The organism is Lysobacter oculi (assembly GCF_003293695.1).
Taxonomy (GTDB): Bacteria; Pseudomonadota; Gammaproteobacteria; order Xanthomonadales; family Xanthomonadaceae; genus Solilutibacter; species Solilutibacter oculi.
Genome location: NZ_CP029556.1, coordinates 2,315,232 through 2,334,894 on the forward strand (window position 1 = coordinate 2,315,232; position 19,663 = coordinate 2,334,894).

General features: G+C 70.0%; 18 protein-coding genes. 5 read left to right on the top strand and 13 right to left on the bottom strand.

The features are described 5' to 3' along the window. Nucleotides 1-23: 23 nt before the first annotated feature. On the bottom strand, nucleotides 24-2,234 hold the full coding sequence (locus DCD74_RS11120) for a primosomal protein N' (RefSeq protein ID WP_112927368.1): 2,211 nt from the start codon (nucleotides 2,232-2,234) through the stop codon (nucleotides 24-26). A 430-nt stretch (nucleotides 2,235-2,664) separates the two neighbouring features. Between DCD74_RS11120 and DCD74_RS12730 the strand changes: the two genes are divergently transcribed. Next, complete coding sequence (locus tag DCD74_RS12730; RefSeq protein WP_162615999.1) at nucleotides 2,665-3,576, top strand: RNA polymerase sigma factor sigma-70 region 4 domain-containing protein; 912 nt, start codon at nucleotides 2,665-2,667, stop codon at nucleotides 3,574-3,576. Continuing rightward, nucleotides 3,566-4,117 (top strand): DUF3106 domain-containing protein, encoded by a 552-nt coding sequence (locus DCD74_RS11130; RefSeq protein ID WP_162616000.1) that lies wholly within the window; start codon nucleotides 3,566-3,568, stop codon nucleotides 4,115-4,117. Before DCD74_RS12730 ends, DCD74_RS11130 begins: the two co-directional genes overlap by 11 nt. On the opposite strand, the gene DCD74_RS11135 is transcribed toward DCD74_RS11130, so the two are convergent. After that, nucleotides 4,118-4,423, bottom strand: coding sequence for a DUF4286 family protein (locus tag DCD74_RS11135; RefSeq protein ID WP_112927371.1), 306 nt, complete (start codon nucleotides 4,421-4,423; stop codon nucleotides 4,118-4,120). It lies immediately after the preceding gene. Beyond that, nucleotides 4,420-5,544: a DUF3667 domain-containing protein gene (locus DCD74_RS12735; protein ID WP_162616001.1), complete on the bottom strand. Its 1,125-nt coding sequence runs from the start codon at nucleotides 5,542-5,544 to the stop codon at nucleotides 4,420-4,422. The genes DCD74_RS11135 and DCD74_RS12735 overlap by 4 nt, the downstream gene beginning before the upstream one ends. A 78-nt stretch (nucleotides 5,545-5,622) precedes the next feature. Here DCD74_RS12735 and DCD74_RS11145 point away from each other — a divergent pair, with 78 nt between their 5' ends. From DCD74_RS11145 to DCD74_RS11155, 3 genes are all read left to right on the top strand, one after another. Beyond that, nucleotides 5,623-6,984 carry an MATE family efflux transporter gene (locus DCD74_RS11145; RefSeq protein ID WP_112927372.1) on the top strand — a complete coding sequence of 454 codons (1,362 nt, stop codon included), beginning with the start codon at nucleotides 5,623-5,625 and terminating at the stop codon, nucleotides 6,982-6,984. Between the two features lie 93 nt (nucleotides 6,985-7,077). Further along, nucleotides 7,078-9,015 (top strand): signal peptide peptidase SppA, encoded by a 1,938-nt coding sequence (gene sppA / locus DCD74_RS11150; protein ID WP_112927373.1) that lies wholly within the window; start codon nucleotides 7,078-7,080, stop codon nucleotides 9,013-9,015. A gap of 111 nt (nucleotides 9,016-9,126) precedes the next feature. Further along, entirely contained in the window at nucleotides 9,127-9,900 is a 774-nt protein-coding gene (locus DCD74_RS11155; protein ID WP_112927374.1) for an SDR family oxidoreductase, read from the top strand. On the opposite strand, the gene DCD74_RS11160 is transcribed toward DCD74_RS11155, so the two are convergent. From DCD74_RS11160 to dprA, 10 genes are all read right to left on the bottom strand, one after another. Further along, nucleotides 9,888-10,616 carry a DUF4124 domain-containing protein gene (locus DCD74_RS11160; RefSeq protein WP_162616002.1) on the bottom strand — a complete coding sequence of 243 codons (729 nt, stop codon included), beginning with the start codon at nucleotides 10,614-10,616 and terminating at the stop codon, nucleotides 9,888-9,890. The genes DCD74_RS11155 and DCD74_RS11160 overlap by 13 nt on opposite strands. After that, nucleotides 10,613-11,326 carry a DUF4124 domain-containing protein gene (locus DCD74_RS11165; protein ID WP_112927376.1) on the bottom strand — a complete coding sequence of 238 codons (714 nt, stop codon included), beginning with the start codon at nucleotides 11,324-11,326 and terminating at the stop codon, nucleotides 10,613-10,615. The genes DCD74_RS11160 and DCD74_RS11165 overlap by 4 nt, the downstream gene beginning before the upstream one ends. Before the next feature lie 63 nt (nucleotides 11,327-11,389). Then, nucleotides 11,390-11,953 (bottom strand): Sua5/YciO/YrdC/YwlC family protein, encoded by a 564-nt coding sequence (locus DCD74_RS11170; protein WP_174887972.1) that lies wholly within the window; start codon nucleotides 11,951-11,953, stop codon nucleotides 11,390-11,392. 7 nt (nucleotides 11,954-11,960) lie between these two features. Further along, nucleotides 11,961-12,380, bottom strand: a complete 420-nt coding sequence (locus DCD74_RS11175) for an organic hydroperoxide resistance protein (RefSeq protein ID WP_112927378.1) — start codon at nucleotides 12,378-12,380, stop codon at nucleotides 11,961-11,963. A gap of 82 nt (nucleotides 12,381-12,462) precedes the next feature. Then, nucleotides 12,463-14,973 carry a DNA topoisomerase I gene (locus DCD74_RS11180; protein WP_112927379.1) on the bottom strand — a complete coding sequence of 837 codons (2,511 nt, stop codon included), beginning with the start codon at nucleotides 14,971-14,973 and terminating at the stop codon, nucleotides 12,463-12,465. Nucleotides 14,974-15,104: 131 nt separating this feature from the next. After that, nucleotides 15,105-15,971, bottom strand: coding sequence for an RDD family protein (locus tag DCD74_RS11185; protein ID WP_112927380.1), 867 nt, complete (start codon nucleotides 15,969-15,971; stop codon nucleotides 15,105-15,107). A gap of 43 nt (nucleotides 15,972-16,014) precedes the next feature. Continuing rightward, the gene (locus DCD74_RS11190; protein WP_112927381.1) at nucleotides 16,015-16,704 is read right to left on the bottom strand and encodes a GYF domain-containing protein; all 690 of its coding nucleotides are present in this window, start codon (nucleotides 16,702-16,704) and stop codon (nucleotides 16,015-16,017) included. 27 nt (nucleotides 16,705-16,731) lie between these two features. Then, nucleotides 16,732-17,877 (bottom strand): RDD family protein, encoded by a 1,146-nt coding sequence (locus tag DCD74_RS11195; RefSeq protein WP_112927382.1) that lies wholly within the window; start codon nucleotides 17,875-17,877, stop codon nucleotides 16,732-16,734. An 87-nt stretch (nucleotides 17,878-17,964) separates the two neighbouring features. Beyond that, a complete protein-coding gene (locus tag DCD74_RS11200; RefSeq protein WP_112927383.1) occupies nucleotides 17,965-18,444 on the bottom strand; it encodes a DUF494 family protein in 480 nt (159 codons plus the stop codon). Between the two features lie 48 nt (nucleotides 18,445-18,492). Continuing rightward, nucleotides 18,493-19,626 (bottom strand): DNA-processing protein DprA, encoded by a 1,134-nt coding sequence (dprA, locus tag DCD74_RS11205; protein WP_112927384.1) that lies wholly within the window; start codon nucleotides 19,624-19,626, stop codon nucleotides 18,493-18,495. Nucleotides 19,627-19,663: the final 37 nt, after the last annotated feature.

Below are 19,663 nucleotides of genomic sequence, written 5' to 3' on the forward strand. Positions count from 1 at the left end.
GTTTTGTGCGTCCACGTGGCGCGTCAGTACAACTCCATCGCATCCACATCCAGCGACCAGCGCACTCGGCGGGCGTCGGGGAGTGCGTAGAGCGCGGGTATCGCGGCATCGAGGGCGTGGTGCAGCTGGGCGCGGGTGGGCGCGGCGATCACCAGCTGCATACGCTGGTAGCCGGCGCGGCGCGGCATCGGCGCGGGCAGCGGGCCGTGCAGCTGCAGCGCGTCGGCATCGGGTTGCGCGGCTTCCAGCAGGCGACGGGCTTCGGCGAGGAAGCGGGTGGGCGCATCGACCTGTTTGGCTTCGGCGCGCAGCAGGGCCAGGTGGGTGAAAGGCGGCAACGCAGCCGCTTCGCGCAACCCAAGCTCTTCGTCGGCGAAGGCGTGGTAGCCGCCCTGCACCAGCGTGTGCAGCAGCGGGTGGTCGGGATGATGGGTCTGCAGCAGCACTTCGCCGGGCTTGTCGGCGCGGCCGGCGCGGCCGGCCACCTGCACCAGCAGCTGCGCGAGTTTTTCGCCGCTGCGGAAGTCGGCGGAGTACAGGCCTTCGTCGATGCCGACCACCGCGACCAGGGTCAGGTTGGGCAGGTCGTGGCCCTTGGCCAGCATCTGGGTGCCGATGAGGATGCCGGGCCGGGTGCCGAGGGTGTCGAAGTGCGCCTGCAGCGCGTCGCGCTTCTGCGTGCTGCCGCGGTCGATGCGGATCACCGGCACCTCGGTGAATTCGGCGGCCAGCAGTTCCTCGATGCGTTCGGTGCCGTTGCCCTGCGGCTGCAGCGCCAGGCTGGCGCAGTCCGGGCAGGCCTGCGGTGTGGGCCGACGCGTGCCGCAGTGGTGGCATTGCAGGCGGCGGCCAGCGGCATGCGCGGTCATCGGGGTGGGATGTTCGGGCGTGCTGCAACGAGGGCAGTGCGCGCTCCAGCCGCAGTCGTGGCAGAGCAGCACCGGGGCATAGCCGCGCCGGTTCTTGAACACCAGCACCTGGCCGCCGGCATCGAGCGCGGCGCGGATGGCGGCGAGCGCTTCCGGCGCCAGCCCGGCCTGCAGCGGGCGCTTGCGGACGTCGAGCACGCGCACGCGCGGCGGTTTCGCGTCACCGGCGCGCTGGGTCAGACGCAGATGCGTGTAGCGGCCCGCCCGCGCGTTCTGCAGGGATTCCAGCGAGGGCGTCGCGCTGCCGAGCACCACCGGCACCTGCAATGCCCGCGCGCGGACGATGGCGAAGTCGCGGGCGTGGTAGCGGATACCGTCGAACTGCTTGTAGCTGCCGTCGTGCTCCTCGTCGATCACGATCAGGCCGGCCTCGGGCAGCGGCACGAACACCGCCGAACGGGTGCCGACGATGACGCGGGCCTGGCCCTGCGCCGCCGCCCACCAGGCGCGGGCGCGTTCGCCGTCGTTGAGGCCGGAATGCAGCGCATGGACCGGCATACCGAGGCGCTGCTGGAAGCGTGCGAGCATCTGCGGGGTCAGGCCGATCTCCGGCACCAGCACCAGCGCCTGCCGGCCGCGCGCGAGGCAGTCGGCGATGGCATCCAGATAGACCTCGGTCTTGCCGCTGCCGGTGACGCCATCGAGCAGAAAGGGCGCGAAGCCGGACGCCGAGCGGATCGCTTCGGCGGCGGCGCGTTGTTCGGGGTTGAGCGCAGGGCCGGGCACGCCGTGGGCGGTTGGCGGCGACATCGACATGGCCACCCGTTCGACCAGATCGCGTTTGCCCAGGCTGCGCATCGTGCCGCGCCATCCGGGCTGCAGGCTGTCGAGCAGGGCTTCCTCGACACCTTCGGCAGCTTGCGCGGCCAGCCATTCGGACAGGCGCTGCGGTGCGCCGGCCCGCAGGCCGGGCAGGGCGGTGTGGCCGGCCTCGGTCAGCCGCCAGCCGTGACGGGCCAGGTCGGGCAGTGGTTCGCCGCGGCGCAGGGTGACCGGCAGGGCGGTGGCCAGCACCTCGCCGGGCGGCGCGTGCAGATAGCGGGTGAGCCAGTTCAGCGAGGCGGCGAGTTCGCCGGCCAGCAGCGGCTCAGGGTCCAGGAAGCCGAGCGCCTCGCGCAGGCCGGCGGGCGGGGCCTCGCGCGGCTCGATGCCGGCGACGATCCCGACCAGCTCGCGCGGCCCGAACGGCACCCGCAGCCGGCGCCCGACATCCGCCGCCGACGGCGCGTGCCCGGCCGGCGGCGCGTAGTCGAACAGCTGCGGCAGGGGCACCGGGAGGGCGAGCTGAAGCGCGGGCGCGGGCATCCGGCGATTCTACGGGCGCGCCCCGGCCATCGGCCGCCGGAGGGGTGGGGGGACTTGCCCGCGCAACCTGCCCGGCTTTGTGATGAAAGGCATGCAAGTCATTGGTGGCGCTGGGAAACCCTCCTTATCCACACCGCTTGTGGATAAGTCTGTGGACGCCTTGCGGACGTATCGCAAATGCGCTTGAAAACGAGGGCCGGGCGTGGACTGGCCAAAAATGTGCCATATAGATGAATTCTTTGAAAATCAAATACTTGTCCGTGAAACATCCATGAAACACGGCTGAACGCCGTCATCGGACGCCTTTGGTGACGGATCGGTGACGGCTGTGCACAACGTGCAGATCGGGCTTGCCAAACCCGGGCTTCTGTGATTGCCCGTCGCGTCCCGGGCTGCCGCTATCATCGGGCCAGCCGCGAAGCCGAAATTGATGCCCGCCACGCCTGCCGACGCCTCCTCCCACCCCGCATTCCGCCGCCTCCAGGAAGCACTGGAGCGCCCGGCGGCGGTGTTCGCTGAACTGTGTTCAGGCGATGCCGTGAGCGGCGACCGCGCGGTCGCCGGGGCCATGCGCGGCCAGGGCGGCGACGCCGGGCTGGGGGAACACGCGCTGCGCGTGCGCTTCTGGCGGGCCTTACTGGATGCGCCCGCGCTCGCCGCCGGCCCGTTGCCGGCCCTGCCCGCGCCGCTGAACCGCCTGTCGCGCCTGCCGGCCGGCCTGCGCGCGCTGGTGCTGCTGAAGGCGTTGTCGGGGCTGGGCGATGTCGAACTGGGGGCGATGCTGGGACGGACGCCCGCCGCCTGCCGCCAGGCCCTGGCGCGCGCCGAAGCCCTGGCCGGCCCCGATGACTGGCAAGCCTGGTCGGAGGCGCTGGCCGCGAAGGCGCGACAGCTGCCCGCCGCGCGGCTGGTCAACATCGCCAGCGCGCGCAGCCAGCCGGTCGCCGGGCCGCAGTGGGGCGGGCGCGATGCCCCCGAAGCCCCGCGCGCCTCGCCGTGGCGCCGCCGTGGCCTGATTGCCGTCGCCGGCGTCACCGCCTTGGCGCTGGCCGCCACGTTCTGGTGGATGCCGGGCGGCGAGCCGAAGATCCGCAGCCGCCCGCTGGCCGATGCGGCGGTGGCTTCGCGCTTTGATGCCGATACCGCCATCGCCAGCCATCCCGACCGCGTGTTGCTGTCGATGTCGGAAGCCGATGCCGCCGTCGCGCGGGACACCGCCTTCTACGCCTGGTACCAGGCCGAGCGGCTCGGCACCAGCGAGTACGAACCGCCGCCGCCCACCTTCGAGGCGCCGGAGAGCAGCGCGTCGAGCGCCGATACCGGAGGCCAGGGTGCGCCGTAGCCTGCGTGTGATGGCCGCGATGTGTGCGCTGGTGGCGGTCGTCGTCCGCGCCGCGCCGCCGCCGATGGATGCGACGACCCGCGCCGCGTTGAAGGCGCGCATCGACGCCTGGGAAGCGCTCACTCCGCAGTCGCGCCGCGATGCCCGCGCGCAGATGCAGTCGTGGCTGTTGCTGCCGCCGGCGCAGCAGGCCGCGTTGCGCGAATCGGCCGCTGCCTTCGCCGCGCTTGGCGGCGAGGAACAGGCCGCCCTGCGCGAGAAATTCGACGCCCTGCCCGGTGAGCAACAGCGTGGCTGGCGGCTCGGTGCGGCGCTCGGGCCGTACTACCTGCGCCTGCATCCGCTGATCGCCTACGTGCCGGAGGACGAACGCCTGCCGCTGCTGCGCGTGCTGCAGTCGATGCCGCCGCAGGAGTTGGAAGTGCTGGGCCGGGTGGCGTTCTCCACCCCGCCCGGTCAGCGCGATGCCTTGCGCCAGGCCCTGATCCGCCAGCCCGCGCCCGACCGCCTGCGCTGGCTGCTGACCGAACTGGACCGCTGATCAGTCGAGCAGGGTGAGGATGCGCCGGCTCGCGCTGAAACCGTCGCCGAAACGCGCGATGCCCTCGGCGCGCATGCGCGGCGCGTGCTGGTCGAAGTACGCCTGCAGGCTGGCCGCATCGCGGACGCGGTAGCGCACGCACAGCGCGAAACGGCCCGGCGCCGGCGCGGGTTCGCTGACGTCGGCCAGGGTCGCATCGACGAAGCCGTCGAAAGCCAGCATCTCCCGCATATGCGCGCGCAGCCACATCAGGTAATCGTCGCGCAGCGCGACATCGACCTGCAGGTTGACCTCGTAGAGCGTCATGCGCCGAGCATCAGCGACATCATCAACACCGCCGCGAACGCGAGGGTGGCGAGCGCGAAATACAGCAGGCCGGTCACGGCGAAGCGCAGCAGGGTCAGCATCCAGCCATCGCCATACACGCGCTTCTGCGCGAACAGCAGGTAGCCGAAGGTAACCGGCGGCAGGATCCACGCCGCCAGCGTGCCGGCCACGCTGCCGCCGCTGGCGCGGTCGAGCAGCAGCGCCAGCATCCACGCCAGCGCCACCAGCAGCAGGAAGGCGTGGCTGTAGAGCGCGACGACCAGGTGTTCCAGATAGCCCATCGCGCGCAACGGGTAGACCAGCCGCAGCACCAGCGCGAACAGCGGCACCAGCACCAGCAGCACGCCCGGCGCGTGGGTGAGCATGCGTTCGGCGAACGCGTGCCTGTCCTGGGCGAAGGCGCGCACGTTCCGCTCGATGTTGTGTTCCAGCCGCTGCGACAGGCTGGGGTGGTCGGGCAGCGACGCCAGCGGTTTTTCGTCGCCGGGGTCGATCTGGATGAAGCCTCCTTGCGGTTTCTCGCCGCGCAGTTCGGCGATGCGGCGCTGGGCCTGCGCATTGACCACGCCGCGCGCGGTGGTGATGGCGACATCGGCCACCTGGCTGCCGGCGGCCTCGGCCTGGCCGCGTTGCAGGTCGGCCAGCACCTCGACGCGCTTGGCTTCGACGGCCTGCTCGGTGGTGAGCGTGGCGAACGGATTGTTGCCGGCGCGGTCGGCCTGGATGTCGAAGCCGCCCTTGATGTCGGCGGCGAGGAAATGCGCGACGAAGAACGTCAGCAGCGACAGGATCACGTACAGCCGCAGCGGCGGGATGTAGCGCACGCGGTGGCCGGCGAGATAGGCGCGGCTGGCGCGGCCCGGCACCAGCAGGTCGAGCAGGGTGCGCAGGATGCGGCCATCGACATGCCAGAACGACTCGAAGACGTCTTCCACCGCGTGCTTGAAGCTCTTCAGCGGGTTGTGCGCGTGCTGGCCGCAGACATGGCAGTAATTGCCCTGCAGCACGCTGGCGCAGTTGAGGCAGGTGGCGTGGGCATCGCGCCGCACCGGCGGCATGCCGGTGGTGATCGGCTCGATGGGGTCGTTCGGCTTGGTCATCTGCGCTCCAACGTGGCGCACGTAAGATAGCCGGCCCTTCCGCGCTGACGCCATCGCGCCACCGCCGAGCAAAGCCCCATGTCGTCCGCATCCCCACTTCCCGCATCCCCCGGCTGGCGCCGCGAGCTCTCGCGCACCGGGCAGCTGGCCGCGCCGCTCGCCGCCGGGCATCTGGCCACGGGCATGATCGGGCTGGTCGACAGCCTGATCGCCGGCCGCCACGGCACCGCCACGCTGGCGGCGGTGTCGGTGGGCACCGCGATGTTCTGGCTGCCGATGATGATTCCGATGGGCACGCTGATGGCGCTGCCGCCTTCCATCTCGCAGATGGATGGCGCCGGCCGCCGCGACGAGATCGCGCCGCTGTTCCGGCAGGCGCTGTGGCTGGCGCTGGCGCTCGGCGTGCTGCTGCTGGGCCTGATGTCGCTGTTCCCGCTGGCGCTGGACGCGATCGGCATCGCGCCGGGCATCCAGCCGGGCGCGACCGCCTTCATCCACGGCATCCGCTGGGGCGTGCCGGCGCTCACGCTCTACCTCGCCATGCGCTACCTCTGCGACGGCCTGCACTGGTCGCTGCCGACGATGCTGTTCGGCCTCGGCGGGCTGCTGGTGCTGGCACCGCTCGGTTACGCGCTGGCGTTTGGTCGATGGGGCTTCCCCGAACTCGGTGCGGGCGGATTGGGCATCGCCTCGGCGGCGATGATGTGGGCGCAGGCGCTGGGCTTCGCGCTGTATCTCGCCTGCTCGAAGCGATTCGCCGATCTGCATCTTTTTTCGCATTTCGATGCGCCATCGCGCCCGGCCATCGGCGGCCTGCTGAAGACCGGCCTGCCGATCGGCGTGACCGTGGCGATGGAAGGCAGCCTCTTCATCGTCACCGCGCTGCTGATCGGCCGGCTGGGCGAAGTGCCGGCGGCGGCGCACCAGATCGCCATCAACGTGTCCAGCCTGTGCTTCATGATCCCGTTCGGCATCGCCGAGGCGACCACGGTGCGGGTCGGCAACGCGCTCGGTCGCGGCGACCGCGCCGGCATCCTGCGCGCGGCGAGGGCGGGGCTGACGCTGGTCATGGGCACCCAGCTGCTGTCGGGCCTGCTGATGGTGTTCGGCCACGATGTCATCGCCCGGGGCTACACCCAGGATGCGGCGGTCGCGGCACTGGCCGGCAGCCTGCTGCTGTTTGCCGCCGCGTTCCAGTTCCCCGACGGCGTGCAGGTGCTCTCCGCCGGCGCGCTGCGCGGGCTCAAGGACACCCGCGTGCCGATGTGGCTGGCCGCGCTGGCCTACTGGGGCATCGGCATGCCGCTCGGTGCCGGGCTCGGGCTGGGCCTGGGCTGGGGCCCGCGCGGGATGTGGCTCGGGCTGATCGCCGGGCTCTGCTGCGCGGCCTTCCTGCTGGCGCGGCGCTTCTTGTCCAGCGCGCGCCGCATCCCCATCTGAACCGTTCCGGCTTGCGTCGGGGGTGACCTTCGGTGCATGCGCCGGTCACGCCCGCGGCGCTAGCCTGTCCGCCACTTCCGGAACCGTGTGCCCATGAACGCCATCCCGCAGCCGCCACCGCTGCCCGCCCTGCCGCCGCCGCAACGCGGTCCCATCGCCCGCTTCTTCATCGGGGTGTGGGATGCGATGAACTTCACCCGCCGGTTGATCCTCAACCTGCTGTTCTTCTTCATCCTGCTGATCGTGCTGCTGGCGATGTTCGCCGCGGCCATCGGTGGCGGGCAGGGCGCCAACCTGGCCGATCGCACCACGCTGGTGCTGGCGCCCGAAGGCCGGCTGGTCGAGCAGGACAGCCGCGATGCGCTGAGCCGTGCGCTGTCGAGCGCCAGCCGCGACAACAGCAGCAACCAGGTGCAGCTGCGTGACCTGGTCGGCGCGATCGACGGCGCCGCCAAGGACAAGCGCATCGAGCGCGTGCTGCTGGACGTGGACAAGCTGCAGGGCGGCGGGTTCGCCTCGCTCGACGAAGTCGCGCGCGCGCTGCAGCGCCTGCGTGCCTCCGGCAAGCAGGTGGTCGCCTTCAGCCAGGGCATGTCGCAGAGCCAGTACCTGCTGGCCGCGCAGGCCGACGAGCTCTACCTGGACCCCGACGGCTACGGCATCGACATGACCGGCCTCTCGGCCTATCGCCCGTATTTCCGCGAAGGCCTGCAGGACAAGCTCGGCGTCGACATGCATCTGTTCAAGGTGGGCGAATACAAATCCGCCGCCGAACCCTTCGTGCGCGATTCCGCCTCGCCCGAAGCCAAGGAAGCCAGCCTGTTCTGGATGAACGATGTCTGGAACCGCTACCTCGGCGAGGTCGCCACGCGCCGCAAGCTCGACGTCGCCAAGCTCAAGGCCGACATCGACGGCATGGCCGCCGGCATCGAGGCCGCGCAGGGCGACCTCAACCGCTACGCGCTCGACCACAGGCTGGTCGATGGCCTGAAGACGCGCGAGGAAGTCGAAACGCTGCTGACGAAGCGCGGCGTCGCCGACGACAAGGCCGATGGCGGCTTCCGCCAGATCGCCTTCGGCAACTACCTGCGCCACATCGCGCCCAAGCTGCCGGTCGAAGCCGATGCCCGCCCGCAGGTCGCCGTGGTGGTGGCCGAGGGCGAGATCCTGCCGGGCGCACAGCCGCGCGGTGCGGTCGGCGGCGAGACCACCGCGGCCCTGCTGCGCGACGCCCGCGACGACGACAAGGTCAAGGCGGTGGTGCTGCGGGTGAATTCGCCGGGCGGCGAGGTCTACGCCTCCGAGCAGATCCGCCGCGAGGTGGTGGCGCTGAAGCAGGCCGGCAAGCCGGTGGTGGTGTCGATGGGCGATGTCGCCGCGTCGGGCGGCTACTGGATCAGCATGAACGCCGACCGCATCTACGCCGAGCCCAACACGATCACCGGCTCCATCGGCATCTACGGCCTGATCCCCAACTTCAGCCGCGCGCTCGGCAAGGTCGGCGTGCATACCGATGGCGTCGGCACCACGCGCTGGGCCGGTGCGTTCGATCCGACGCGTCCGCTCGATCCGGAAGTCGGCCGGGTGATCCAGAGCGTCATCGACAAGGGTTACCGCGATTTCACCGGCAAGGTCGCCGCCGCGCGCAAGCAGCCGGTCGCCGCCATCGACGCCGTTGCGCGTGGCCGCGTCTGGAGCGGTGCGCAGGCCAAGGAGCGCGGGCTGGTGGATGCGTTCGGTGGCATCCGCGACGCGATTGCCGACGCCGCCGCGCGCGCCAAGCTGGGCAAGGAAGACCGCTACGCCGTGCGCTACGTCGAGGAGCCGATGACGCCGTTCGAAAGCTGGCTGGGCCGCTTCGCGCAGGCGCGTGTCGGCATGGCCATGCTGCAGGAGTCGTCGCTGCTGCGCGGCGTGCTGGGGCTGGCCTCGCCCAAGCTGGTCGAGTCGCTGCGCTACCTGGAAGCGCAGGCCAACGACCGCAACGGCCCGCCGGTGCGCGCGGCGGCGCATTGTTTCTGCGCGCCGTAAGCCACGCCATCACTTGATAGAAGCGAACGCCGGGCCCGTCACGGCGTTTCGTTTTTTCCGCACGCAGTTTTCCGGCGACAATCGGGCGCATCGCATCACGAGGAAGCAGCCATGGCCACGCAACGCTGGCGACTGGATGGACAACTCGCGCTGGTCACCGGCGCCAGCGCCGGCATCGGCCGCGCCATCGCCGCCGAGCTGATGGGCTTCGGCGCGACGGTGTTGATGGTGGCGCGCGACGAGGCCGCGCTGGAGACCGTGCGCGACGAACTGGAAGCCGAGACCGGCGGCGAGGCGCAGGTCTTCGCCGCCGACGTCGCCAACGCCGAGGACCGCCGCGCGCTGCTGGACTGGGTGGAGGACTTCGGCGGCGACCTCAACATCCTCGTCAACAACGCCGGCGGCAACCTGACCCGCGCCGCCACCGAATACAGCGAGCAGGAGTGGCGCGACATCTTCGAGGTCAACACCTTCAGCGCGCTCGAACTCTCGCGCTACGCGCACCCGCTGCTGACCCGGCATGCGTCATCGAGCATCGTCAACGTCGGCAGCGTGTCCGGCCTCACCCATGTGCGCACCGGCGTGGCCTACGGCATGAGCAAGGCGGCGATGCACCAGATGACCCGCAACCTGGCGGTCGAGTGGGCGGAGGATGGCGTGCGCGTCAACGCCGTCGCGCCCTGGTACATCCGCACGCGCCGCACCTCGCCCAAGCTGGCCGATGCCGATTACCTCGACGAAGTGCTGCTGCGCACGCCGATGGGCCGTGTCGGCGAACCGCAGGAAGTGGCCGCCGCCGTCGCCTTTTTGTGCCTGCCGGCGGCGGGCTACATCACCGGCGAATGCATCGCCGTGGATGGCGGCTTTCTGCGTTACGGGTTCTGAGCGCCGACCACCGCGGGCGCGGCGCAGGTCGTCGCGGTCATCACCTTGCGCGTGCGCGCGTGGAGCGCGTTGGCCTTGCCGGCCAGTTCCGGATTGTCCAGCGCGACCAGTGACTCGGCCTGCCTGTCGTACTGCGACCAGGCCTCGCAGAGCTGCGCGTCGGGTACGCGGTCACAGCGGTCCTGCTGCACTTCGCAGGCTTCCGCGCCGCTGCGGTTGCTGCCGCCGGCCACGTCGGTCACGGTCAGGCTGACGCAGCGGTCCTTGGGCTCGCCGTCCTCGCTCAGGTAGCTGTTGCCGCTGTGCGCGTGGCAGCGGTAGATCGGCGGAGGCGGCAGCGTGCCGGGCGCGAGATCGGGATTGTTGGATGTCGCGGGTGCCGCGGCCACGGCGGGCGGCGGTGATGCCGATGCCGCGGACGCATCCACCACAGGCGTGGCGATGGCGGGCGAAGCCGCCATGGCCGGCGCCGGCGCGATCACCGGCGCGGGGGTGGGCGGGGAAGGCGCCTGCAGCACGCGCGCTTCCTGCTTCTGGCCCTTCGGGCAGCGCACGCCGTTCTGCAGCGTGAGATTGCCGGCGGCATCGGTGCAGCGGTAGATCACCACCTGGCCGGCGCCGGCCTTCACCGGCTTCTGCGCATGCGCCAGCGGCATCATCCATGCACACGCGACAAACATCGCGGTGACGATGGAGAGGTGATGCAGGGGCTTCACTGGCCGCACTCCTGGCGCAAACGGCTGTCGAGGGTAGCGGATTCGCGATCCAGCTGGCTGCGTTCGCTCGGCATCGCCTGCGCGTAGCGGCGGCTGATCTCGTAGCGGCGGTCGGACATCACCGCGCAGCTTTCGGACGCCGTCATCGGTTCGCAGGCATCGCGCACCCAGCTGCCGCCGGCGACCGGCATCGGCGTGAGCGGGTAGCCGGTCAACGGTGCGCCGATCGTTTCGCGCCCGCCGCCGATCCGCACCGAGGTGTGACGGTCGCGGTAGCTGAGCTCGCCACCGACGCGGCCTACGACCGGCGGATAGGCGGGATAGCCGCCGTAGTACGGCGCATCCATCGTCCACAGCGGCACCCAGCGCGGATTGCCCTCCGGCGATTCGCTGGTATAGCGGCGGCCATCGGGCGCGATGCAGGCATACAGCGTGCGTGGTGCGGCCTGCACCACGTAGCGCACGGTTTCGGTGGGCGGGACGCCGCGCGGCGCGATGCCGCGGATTACCGGGGCGGGGCGTGCATCCTGCGGCCGCAGCATGGTCTGGGTCTGCTGCTTCTCGCCGCGTTTGCAGGGCGAATCGCGGAGCGTCAGCTTGCCCTTGGCATCGGTGCAGCGATAGATCGTCACGTCGCCCGCTTCGGCACGCGCACCGAAGCCCGCGCACAGCGCGAGGACGAGCAGGGTCAGGGGAAGCCGCATCGACATGCCCGAATCATGCGTCGATGCGCGGGGCGGCGGCTGAACAGGCCGGGTCGGGTTGTGCCGGGTTCAGCCGCGCAGCACCGCGCCGCTGCGGGCATCGCGGATCACGCTCGGGCCGCTGCGGCCACCGGTTTCGCCTGCGCTGATGCCGTCGATGCGGGCGAGCAAAGCAGGGTCGAGCGCCTCGCGGCGGTCCACCGATGGTGCGCCCGACAGGTTGGCGCTGGTCGAGACCAACGCGCCAGCGAAGGCCTCGCACAGCGCGATGACATCGGGATGCGCGCTCACCCGCACCGCGATGCCGTCATGCGCGCCGCGGATCCATGCAGGTGCATCGGGCGATGCCGGCACGATCCAGGTGTTCGGGCCGGGCCAGCTGGCACGCACCTCACGCCGTTGCGCGTCGTCGAGTGCGGTCATGTCGATGAAAGGCGCGAGCTGCGCCTCGCTTGAGGCGATCAGGATCAGCCCCTTGGCGACATCGCGCTGCTTGATGTCGAGCAGGCGCATCACCGCCGCCGCGTTGCGCGGGTCGCAGCCCAGGCCCCAGACGCCTTCGGTCGGGTAGGCAAGGACGCCGCCCCGCGCGAGCGACGCGGCGGCTTCCTCCATCGACATCACCGCCATCACTGACGACTCAGGCGAGCGTGAGTTCGACCGGGATGTTGTCGCGGGTCGCGTTGGAATACGGGCAGACCTGGTGGGCGGTGTCGATGAGCTTCTGCGCGGCGTCGCGGTCCATGCCCGGCAGGTGGATGGCCATGCGCACGGCGACGCCATACGCCTGCCCGACCGGGCCCAGGTCCACTTCCGCATCGACCGACAGGTCATCCGGCAGGGTGATGCCCTGTTTGGCCGCGACCGCCTTCATCGCGCCGATGAAGCAGGCCGAATAGCCGGCCGCGAACAGCTGCTCAGGGTTGCTGCCGCCGCCCTTGCCCGGCGGGGTGTGGGTGATGTCGAGGTGGCCGTCGTCACTCTTCGAAACGCCGCCATCGCGGCCGCCGCCGGTGGTGTGGACGCGCGCGGTGTAGAGCACCTTGTCGAGGGTTTTCATGTTCGATCCAAGTTGAAAGGGGAGGCGACGCGGCTCGGGCGGCGTCGCGGTCCCTAGGATGCACCGGGCGGCGTTAAACGGGTCAGAAAGGCGCGTCGTCGCCCGGCGTGGCCGTCTTCTTCGCCACGGTCTTCTTCGCGGCCTTGCTGGTTGCCGTCTTCTTCACCGCGGTCTTCTTGGCGGCTTTCCTGGTGGCCTTTTTCGCAGCGGTTTTCTTTGCCGCTTTCTTGGCCGGGGCCTTCTTTGCGGCCGGCGCTTTCTTCGCCACCACCTTCTTGGCCGCCTTCTTGCCCCAGCCCTTGCGCACCGGCTTGCCGGTCTCGGCCAGGAACTGCGTGGCTTCCTCCAGCGTCAGCGATTTGGGCTCGCGGTCCTTGGGGATCTTGCCGTTCATCGCGCCATCGCTGATGTACGGGCCGAAGCGGCCGTTCAACACCTGCACATCGCTGCCTTCCCACTGGCGGATGATGCGGTTGCGCGCGATCTCTTCCTTCTCCTCGATCAGGAACAGCGCGCGGTCGAAGTCGATGGTGTACGGGTCGTCTTCCTTCTTGAGCGATGCGTAGGTCGAGCCGCGCTTGGCGAACGGGCCGAAGCGGCCGACGCCCACGCTCACTTCCTCGCCATTGGACTCGCCCAGCTTGCGCGGCATGTCGAACAGCTTGAGCGCCTGCTCCAGCGAGATCGAATAGATGCTCTGGCCCGGCTGCAGCGAGGCGAACTTCGGCTTCTCCTCGTCGTCCACGGTGCCGATCTGCACCATCGGCCCGAAGCGCCCGATGCGCGCGCTGATCTCCTTGCCGCTGGCCGGGTCGATGCCCAGCACGCGGGCGCTGCCGGCATCGGTGCGGTCCACGCTCTCGGTCTTGTCGGCCACCAGTTCCTTGAACGGGCCCCAGAACTTCTCCATCAGCGGGATCCAGTCCTCCTCGCCACGGCTCACCGCGTCGAGTTCGTCCTCCATCTTCGCGGTGAAGTCGTAGTCCACGTACTGGGTGAAGTGGGAGGACAGGAACTTCGACACCGCGCGACCCACGTCGGTCGGCTTGAAGGCGCGGCCTTCGAGTTCCGTGTATTTGCGGAACAGCAGCGTGGCGATGATCGAGGCATACGTCGACGGCCGGCCGATGCCGTATTCCTCCAGGGCCTTCACCAGACTGGCCTCGGTGTAGCGCGGCGGTGGCTGGGTGAAGTGCTGGTCGGCGTGGATGCGGTCAAGCGGCACGCTGTCGCCGGGCTTCATCGGCGGCAGCTTGCGGCCTTCGTCCTCGTCCTCGGCGTTCTTCGTGTCCTTGCCTTCCTCGTACACGGCGAGGAAGCCGGGCACCACCACCGTGGTGCCGCTGGCGCGGAACGCATGCTCGGCGCCGGCGGCCAGTTCCACGGTCACCGTGTTGAGCGTGGCCGGGATCATCTGGCTGGCCACCGCGCGCTTCCAGATCAGGTCGTAGAGCCGGCGTTCGTCGTCGGTCAGGTGGCGCGCGACCTGCGCTGGCGTGCGCAGGGCGGAGGTCGGGCGGATCGCCTCGTGCGCTTCCTGCGCGTTCTTCGATTTGGTCTGGTAGAAGTTGGGTTTGTCCGGCAGCGAATTCGTGCCGAAGTCGCGGGCGATGACATCGCGGATCTCGCCCAGCGCGTCGGCCGACAAGCTGACCGAGTCGGTACGCATGTAGCTGATCAGGCCGACCGTGCCTTCCTCGCCGATGGCGACGCCTTCGTACAATTTCTGCGCGACCTGCATGGTGCGACGGGTGGTGAAGCCGAGCTTGCGCGCGGCCTCCTGCTGCAGGGTGGAGGTGGTGAACGGCGGCGAAGGCCGGCGCTTGCGCTCCTTGCTGGCCACGTCGGTGACGTGCAGCCTGCCGCCCGCCGCCTTGGCGATGCGCGCGCGCGCGTCCTCGGCGGTGTCGCCGTCGGTGATGGTGAACTGCTCGAACTTGCCTCCGTCCAGCTTCACCAGCCTGGCGCTGAACGCCTGCGAGGGATGCACGCAGTCGGCTTCGATCGTCCAGTACTCGCGGGCCTTGAACGCCTCGATCTCCTCCTCGCGCTCGACGATCATCCGCAGCGCCGGCGACTGCACGCGGCCCGCGCTCAACCCGCGCTGCACCTTGCGCCACAGCACCGGCGACAGGTTGAAGCCGACCAGATAGTCCAGCGCGCGGCGCGCCTGCTGCGCATCCACCAGCGGCTCGGAGATCGCGCGCGGCGCGGCGATGGCTTCCTTGATCGCGCGCGGGGTGATCTCGGTGAACACCACCCGGTGCAGCGGCTTGTCCTTGAGCAGGTTCTTCTCTTTCAGGATTTCCGCGATGTGCCAGCTGATCGCCTCGCCTTCGCGGTCCGGGTCGGTGGCGAGGAAGATGTCTTCGGCCACCTTCGCCGCCTTGGCGATCGCGGCCACGTGCTTCTCGTTCTTCTCGATCAGGTCGTAGCGCATCGCGAAGCCGTTGTCGGGATCGACCGCGCCCTCCTTCGGCACCAGGTCGCGCACGTGGCCGTAGCTGGCGAGGACGTGGTAGTCCTTGCCGAGGTATTTGTTGATCGTCTTGGCCTTGGCGGGCGATTCGACGATGAGGAGGTGCTTGGACATTGGGCGGTTCCCTGCGGCGATGCCGCATCGGCGGGTTGTTCAGACGCCGACGCCCGGACGGGGCCGGGCGTTGCGCATTCTTTTTATAGTGGAATCACGGCGATGGGCGGCGTGTCAAGCCGGCCGTGGGTTCATTGCCACTGGCCGGACCCGGCTACGGCGGCCATCAGGATGACCAGCCCGGCCACCAGCAGCAGCAAAAGACCGTAGATCACCAGCACCGCGATGGTCACCCCGTCCAGCCCGCGCTTCTGCAGCTGCGGGTGGGTGGTGAAGGCCCAGCGGTCCACCACCACGGTGTCGCTGACCATGTCGTGCAGGGCGCGCTTGTGGTCGGTGAAGCCGGCCATGATGAAGCCGATGTAGAGCGGGATGGCGCTCAGGATCAGGCCGAAATAACGCCCGATGCCGCGCCAGAAGCTGATCGTCGTGCCGTCCGGGCGCGCGACCTTGATGCCGACCGCCATCTTGCCGAGCGTGGCCTGCGCCGGCCGCGAATGCATCCAGGCGAAATACACCGCCTGCAGCACGATCATCAGCAGGTAGGCCGGGACCAACGTCATCAGCATGCGCGAAGGGTCGGCCGCGCCGCCGCTTTCCATGTCGGCCATGTTGAGGCCGCCGAGCAGCATCGCCGGGATCAGGATGGCGTAGGACGCGATGCTGACCACGAAGGAATCCAGCACGCTCGCCGCGAATCGCCGCCAGAAGCCGGCATAGACGATGTCGCTGCGGTCGATGGCCGCGCCGGGCTGCATGATCGACGCGGCCGAGGGCAGCGGGTCGTGCGCCGGCATCGCCTGCGGTGGTGCGGGCAGGGTCAGGGCCTGCGCCAGCGGCAGCCAGTCGGCCATGCCGGCCTTCCAGACCAGGGTGTCGGCGCGCAGTTCGCCGCGCGCGTAACGGGCGACCAGCTCATCCGCGCTGTGCGGGCCCTGCTGCTGGCGGGCGGCATCGACATGGAACCATTCGGCGGCGGGCGTGGCGGGATCGGTCATGGCGGCGATGATGCGAAGGGACGCGCAGTGTAGGCCACGCGGCTCAGCGGCATGAGGCCGGCAGGTACCTGTCGTCCAGATCGGACGTGCACTGCCAGGCCGGCGTGTCGCCGGTATCGATGTATTCCCAGCTGATCTGGCGCCCGTCCACCATCGGCGAGCCGGTGCCGCCCAGTTCGACGTGGATGCCGCAATAGCCCGAGGCCTGCGGCCCCACGGCGATGTCGGCCACGCCGGGAATCGGCTGGCCGGGCACGATGTCGCCGGGCTTCGGGCAGGCCGGCTCGGGGGAAGTCAGGCTGCTTTCGACCGCCCGGCGCATCGGGTTCACCGCCGAATCGACCATCGCCACCTTCGAACGCACCACGTATTGCTGGTAGGCCGGCAGCGCGATGGCGGCGAGGATGGCGAGCATCGGCACCGACACCGCGGCCAGCACCAGCGCCACGATCAGGCAGCCGCTCATGCCCTTCTTGCGCTGCGGCGCCACCCCCGAAGGCACGCCGCTGCGGAACTGCATCGCGCCGAGATCGGGCGGCGGCAGGTTGAACGCCTGCTGCAACGCGCGCCAGCCTTCCATCCCCTGCCGCCAGACCAGCGATTCCGGCCGCAGCACGCCCTGCTGGTAAAGCGCCAGCAGCGATGCCTCGCTGACCGGCCCGATGCGCTGGTTGGCGGCATCGGCATAGAACCATTCGGCGGCGGGCAGGGGCGGCGGCAGCGGTTCGCTCATGGGGTGCTCGTGGAAACGGGGTGGGAATCAGCGGCAGGAGGTCGGCGCGGCGGTGTCGGACAGGCCGTGGTTGCTGCACTGCCAGGCGTCGCTGGCCGGCTGGTATTCCATCAGCAGGTAGCCGTCGGCGGTGCGGCCCTGCGGCTCGCGCATGAAGATCATCATCCCGCAGCGGCCCGGCTGGCTCTGCCCGACTTCGATGCGGTCGATGAAATCCGAGCGGTAATCCTGCGGGATGCCGATGCCGTCCTCGCCGTTGACCGGGCAGCGGCCTTCTTCCTCGTAGATGCGTTCCACCTCGCCACGCAGCGTCATCATCTGCGCCAGCGGGCCGCCGGCACGCGTCGCGTACTGCTTGTAGGCCGGCAGGGCGATGGCGGCCAGGATGCCCATCGCCGGGATCGCCAGCACCACCGCCGCCACGAACACCATCAGGCAGCCGGACATGCCCTGCTGCTGGCGTTCGGGATGCGCGGTGAACGCCCAGCGGTCGACGACCAGCGTCTTCGCCACCACATCGTGCAGCGCCTTCTTCTCGCTGGTGAAGGCGGCCATCAGGAAGCCGAGATAGAGCGTGAGATACGACAGCGAGGCGGCCAACCAGCGGCCCAGCGCGTGCGGGAAACCGAGCGGCTTGCCGTCGGCGTCGGTGACCTTGATGCCGAGCGCGCGCTTGCCCAGCGTGGCCTGGTGCGGGCCGCTTTCCTGCAGCGCGAAATACAGCGGCGAGATCAGGAAATAGAGGAAGTAGTAGAGGCCGTCGATCTTCGGCATGCCGTCGCGGCCCAGGTTGCGGAACGCGCCGCCCATGTAGCCGAACAGCAGGGTCAGGCCGATCAGCGGCACCATGATCATCAGCTGGTCGAGGCAGAGCGCGGCCCAGCGCCGCCAGAAGCCGGCATACACCGGTTCGTAATGCATCACCGGCGCGGTGGCGCGCGGCGGCAGCGATCCGCCATGCGAAGCCGGCGTGCCATCGGCGGGAATGAAGGCTTTGGCGAAGTCGGAGAATTCCGCCACGTCACGCAGCGGCTTCCACGCCTCCATGCCTTCGCGCCAGATCAGCGAATCGACGCTGATCTCGCCGTTGTGCAAGGCGCCGCGCACCTGTTGTGCATCCACAGGCCCCTGCCGGCGGCGTGCGCCGTCCAGGTAAAACCAGAAGACTTCCATGCCTCGCCCCACTCCCCAAGCGCCGCGTGCCGGCGCCACCGGAGTGTAGCGGTTCGATGCGTGCCGTGAAGACCGGCGACGCGGGTGTCAGTGCAGCGGCTCCGGCTCGTCGCCGAACATCTGGGTTTCCATCCAGGCGTAGGCCGCCTCGGCGCCGGGCTGGTTGAACAGCACCATCAGCACCACCCACTTCAGGTCGTCCAGATCGATGCTGTCCTGGTCCAGCGCCATCGCGCGGTCCAGCACCAGTTCGCGCTGGTCGGCATCGACGATGCCCTGGCGCTCCAGGTACAGCAGGAAGCCGCGCGCCTCGATGTCGAGCTTGTCGAGTTCGGGGCCGTGGAAGATGCGCGTCGGCGCACCGGTCCGCGCGGGGCCGGCGACGGGCCGCTGGTTGTCGAGCGCTTCCAGCCAGTCGAAGGCGCGGTTGATCTCCGCCGGGCTGAAGCCGGCCTGGATCAGGTCCTTCTGCAGGGAGTCGCGGTCACGGACGCCGGGTTCGACATCCTCGTTGGTGAAGTAATGCTCGAACAGGTACAGCAGCACGTCCAGGATGCTTTCTTTCATTTCCCTCGCCCTGCGCCGATGGCGCGTTGTTGCTGGTGGATCGCGGGGTCAAGCGGACTTGCGGGTGTAGCGACCATGTTCGACCGAGAGCCGGCCTTCGAGTTCCAACGCCAGCAGCATGGGCGAGAGTTCGGCCACCGTCAATCCCGTCCGTTCGACCAGGCGATCCATAGGGATGGGGTCGTGACCCAGCGCGCGCCACAACTTCTGGGGGTTGTCGTCGGTGCCATCTTCCCCGTCCCGTGGACAGGGAATGGGGGCGCCGAGGCGCTCGCGCAAGCCCGGTGCCAGCTGGGCGGCGGCCACGCCCAGGGCATCGAGCAGGTCTTCCGGACGTTCGGCCAGCTGGGCGCCGTCGCGCAGCAGCTGGTGGCAGCCACGCGCCAGCGGGTTGTGGATCGAACCGGGCAGGGCGAAGACCTCGCGGCCGGCATCCGCGGCCATGCGGGCGCTGATCAGGGCGCCGGAACGCTCCGCGGCCTCGACCACCAGGGTCGCCAGCGACAGGCCGGCCACGATCCGGTTGCGCGCCGGGAAGTGCCGCCGCAGCGGCCGGGTGCCGGGCGGATGCTCGCTGACCACCGCGCCACGCCCGGCGATAGCGGCGTGCAGGCCGGCGTGGGCGACGGGATAGGCGATGTCGGGACCGGTGCCGAGCACGGCCAGGGTCAGGCCGCCCGGCACTTCCAGCGCGGCGGCATGGGCGGCGGCGTCGATGCCCGCCGCCAGTCCGCTGGTGATGGCGATGCCGGCTTCGGCCAGTGCGCGGGCGAACAGCCGGGCGTTGTCGAGGCCGCCGGCACTGGCGCCACGGCTGCCGACGATGGCCAGCTGCGGATGCCACAGCCGCCCCGGCTCCCCGGCGACGAACAGCGCCAACGGCGGGCTGGTGATGTGGCGCAGCAGCGGCGGGTAGTCGGCATCGCCCCAACCCACGAGGTGGTGGCCGGGGGCTTCCAGCCAGCGCAGGCTGCGGGCTTCGATGCCCCGGGTCTCGGCATCGCAGCCGCGCAGGCGGTTGATCTGGCGGGCGTCGAGGCCGGCGGCGGTCCACGCCGCATGGCCCGCGGCCAACACCGCATCGGCATCGGCATCATGGGCTTCGAGCAGGGCGCGGCGCGGTGCGATCCGGCCGCCGGCCAGCACGAGACGCAACAGCGCGGGAGAGGCGGGCAAGGGCATCGCGCCACCATCGCCCGCAAACAGAAACGGCGCCCTG